Genomic DNA, 4,203 nt, shown 5'->3' with positions numbered 1-4,203 from the left:
ACTTGTTTCAGATGCTATAAACCCTGTTTCGATAGAAACAGGGTTTTTGTTTTGGACTATTTTTGTAAAGAATATTAAAACTAGTGGATATGACGGGTCAGGTTCAAAAGAGATCCGTTTTTATCTAAACTTTGAATTTATTTTTCTGTCTAAAATCAATCAATTCAAAAATGATTGTTATTAAAATATTAAGAAGCAATAAAAAAAGCCAAAACAGCAATAGTGTTTTTAAATTTTATATTTTGTTTATTGTATATTTGGCTACAAAATTTTACCCCTGCTTATGAAAAAAAACTTTACTTTTATTTTAATGTGGTTTCTTTGTGTTTATTCATTAAATACTACAGCTAAAACCCGATTTGAGAATAATACTTTTGAAAATACTCCAATTAGCAACACTCGAATACCGATGAAAAATGCTATTCTAAGTGCTTCTCCAAATGAATCAAACTTTTGCTTAACCAATGGATTCAACATTTTCAGCAGAATGTGGATTGGAGTGGAGAATTTTATCACCCCGCCAGATCAGAATTTTGATTCACAGCCAATCGATAATTTATGGGGTAATACCTCTACAGATATAGATGGAGTTAGATATACTGGAGGTCCGGGAGCTGACAGGTTTTCATCAGTTCGTGGAGCATCCGATGTTTCTCCTAATCCAGCTTTTTCAGGCCGAGCGATACTTATTGGAAATAATACATCCGAAACAGGAGGATATGCTGAGTTTTTCAAAATTGACAATTCAACTAATTTTAAACTTGTCTCCTTAAAAATTGAAACTTATCCAGAATCAGGAGATTATGCCTCAGAATACACAATCATTGGGTATGATAATGGAACACCAAAAGTATCGGTGGATGTAAATATGTTGTCTGCTGGCACTTATGGTTTGGAAAATAATGCGATTGTTTATTCAAACTTTTATTCAGCCGCATTGGGTGCTAGTTCTGGGCTTTTAACTTTTGGCAGTAGTTGGGAAAATATTGACCAAGTCCGCTTTCAGATTAAAACTCCAAGTTCTGGCTATTATTGGATAGGATTAGATGATATTGATTTTGAGCCTGCTGTTGTATCAGTTTCTGCTCCAAGTGTAACCACTTCAGCAGTAACTTCCATTACCGCAACTGATGTCACTTTCAACGGCAATGTAACAGCTGATGGTGGAGCAACGGTAACAGAACGTGGTTTTGTATATGCAACCACTACTAACCCAACTACTTCGAATACCAAAATACAAGACGGAACAGGAACAGGGGCTTTCACAGAAGCTATTACCGGACTTACAGCTTCCACTACGTATTATGTAAGAACCTACGCCATTAACAGCGTAGGAACAGTCTATGGAAATGAGGTTAGTTTTACTACTGAATCGATAACCGAAGAATGCACAATAAACTCTACAGTTGCTCCTGTGGCTGATAGTTATGAATTGTTTAGTCAAAGCTTCACGGCTTGTGTAGATGGAAAAATAAATGCGATAAAATTATTGACTAATGCAGCAGGTTCAGCTTATCCTGTAAGTACAGTAACTATGACCATCAGAGAAGGGAATGGGCTTTCGGGTACTATTTTAAAAACCATAGACATTCCAACTAGTATTTTTAAGGAGGCAACTTCACTGAATGATTATATCACAATTGACCTGTCTAGTCAGAATATACTGGTTTCAAATGGGCTTCAATATACATTTGGCTTTGAAGGAAATCCTTTAAATAAGGTTCAAATTTATTACAGTGATAATAATCCTTCTGCAAGTATCTATAGTGGAGGACAGTTATACTTCGGTGGAGCAGCTGTAGCAGATAGAGATTTGATTTTTGTAATGGAATTTGGACCTGCAGCAATGGTTGTTCTCCCAAGCGTCAGCACATCAGTAACAACTTCCATCACAACAAATGACGCTACTTTCAGCGGGAACGTAACAGAAGATGGTGGAGCAACAATAACCGAGCGTGGTTTTGTTTATGGAACTACTGCCAATCCTACTACTGCTAATACCAAAGTAACTGACGGAACCGGAGCAGATACTTTCTCAGAAGCTATTACAGGACTTACGGCTTCCACAACCTATTATGTAAGAGCTTATGCGATTAATAGCGCTGGAACAGCGTATGGAAATGAGGAAAGTTTTACAACTTCATCAGATGTAAGCCCTTCATCCAACAATGCACTTCATTTTGACAGCGATGCCAAAATTAATAATCTATCTGGTATCTCTCCTACAAGTTTTACCATCGAATTCTGGCTAAAATCTCAATATCAGTCTCCTGTTGATGCAAATAAACAGTATCAGGGAATTTACTGGCAGAACTCTGGTACTGAACCTGGGGTTTATATGGATAATTATGACGTTGGCTCCAATTATGGTACGCAAACCTTAGCAATCACTCCGTCTGCTTCCGTGGCTACTACTTATCAGGCCTGGGCTAATGGTGTAGATGAAGGGGATATTTCTTCTGTTCAGCAAGCCACATGGAGACATTATGCCATTACATCCAATGGCAGTTCCATCAACTTTTATTACGATGGTGTTTTAATAAGAACACAAGCATTTAATGGAGCCGTTTTACCTATTAACAATGTAACCATAGGAGGTATTTATGGATTAAATGGCTTTACATTGGACGAACTTCGTATCTGGAATTTTGCAAAAACACAGGTACAAATTCAAGCACAGAAAAATACAGAAGTATCTCCTTCTTCTACAGGTTTGGTGCGTTATTACGATTTCAATCAGGGAACAGCAAATGGTAATAATACAGGAGTAATGAGTTTACCCGAGTTAACAGGAAATGGTGCAGCAGCCACTTTAAGTAATTTTACCCTAAGTGGTTTTACTTCTAACTGGGTTGGCGGGTCACCCATAACTTCAGTAGCACCTGTTACTACTATCGCAAGTCTAACCACTTCAGCAGTAACTTCCATCACCTCAACTGGTGCCACTTTCAACGGTAATGTTACGGCTGACGGCGGAGCAACAGTAACCGAACGTGGTTTTGTATATGCCACCACTACTAACCCAACCACTTCAAATACCAAAGTTCAAGACGGTACAGGAACGGGTGCTTTCACGAAAGCTATTGCTGGCCTTACGGCTTCAACAATCTATTATGTGCGGGCTTATGCCGTTAATAGTGTCGGAACAAGTTATGGAAACGAGGTTAATTTTACAACCAGTGGAACAGCAGTAAACAATACTCCTGTAATTAATGGACTTCCAGCTACTTTAACATTTACGGAAGATCAGCAGGAAGCTGAAATGAATCTTAGTAGTGTAACTATCAGCGATGCAGATGCCGGGTCTGCAGACCTTACAGTAACACTTACGGCTACTTCCGGAACTTTCGATTTTGCTGGTGGAACAGGAATTACCTCTTCCGGAAACTTAACAAGTACAATAAGTATTACAGGCTCACTAACAAATATCAATAATTACCTTAACCAACCTTCAAATACCTGGTACATACCAGCAACTAACGTTAATGGAAAGAATGCGGCAAGTATTACATTTAAAGTTAGTGACAATGGCAATACTGGTACAGGAGGCGATAAAACTGCCGAAGGCATTATTAGCATCAACATCACACCCATTAACGATGCGCCAAACGCAACGGAATTAGCTATTAGTGGTACGCTAAATGTAGGACAGACCTTAACAGCTACTTACAGCTATAATGATGTAGAAAACGATACAGAAAGCGGAAGTACCTTTAAATGGTTCCGTTCTGATAACGATACGGGGCTTAACAAAGTAACTATAGTAAATGCAACATCGAATACCTACACTTTAATTGCTACAGATGCAAACAAATACATCAGCTTTGAAGTGACACCAAGAGATGGTGTTGATTTTGGCTCAGCAGTTGAGAGCACAAGTTATTTAGTTAAAATTCCGATTACGGTAACGGCTAACCCTTCTCAAACAAAAATATACGGCGAGAATGATCCTGTTTTAACATACACAGTAACACCTGATTTATTATCTGGAGATAGTTTTACAGGAACGCTGACAAGAGATGCCGGAGAAAACATCGGAAACTATGCTATTACGCAAGGTACCTTAAGCGCAGGAAACAACTATAGTATTACTTATGTGGCTAAAGATTTTGCTATCACAGCAAAGCCAATTACAGTTACAGCTGATGCTTCTCAGACTAAAGTTTACGGAACAGTTGATCCAACGTTTACTTACAGCGTTTC

At 38.4% G+C, this 4,203-nt stretch carries 2 protein-coding genes; both read left to right on the top strand.

The genetic code is table 11. The features are described 5' to 3' along the window. Positions 1-184: hypothetical protein (locus tag ACSV4D_RS17995; protein ID WP_439229372.1), on the top strand; the 184-nt coding region annotated here is incomplete at its 5' end. A 99-nt stretch (positions 185-283) separates the two neighbouring features. After that, positions 284-4,203, top strand: a 3,920-nt coding sequence (locus ACSV4D_RS17990) for an MBG domain-containing protein (protein WP_439229371.1), incomplete at its 3' end; no start/stop codon positions are given.

Origin of the sequence: Flavobacterium sp. ARAG 55.4 (assembly GCF_051846875.1) — a bacterium.
GTDB classification, from domain to species: Bacteria; Bacteroidota; Bacteroidia; order Flavobacteriales; family Flavobacteriaceae; genus Flavobacterium; species Flavobacterium plantiphilum.
Note: the sequence above shows the minus strand (reverse complement) of the source record. Positions and strands in the feature narration are given on the sequence as shown.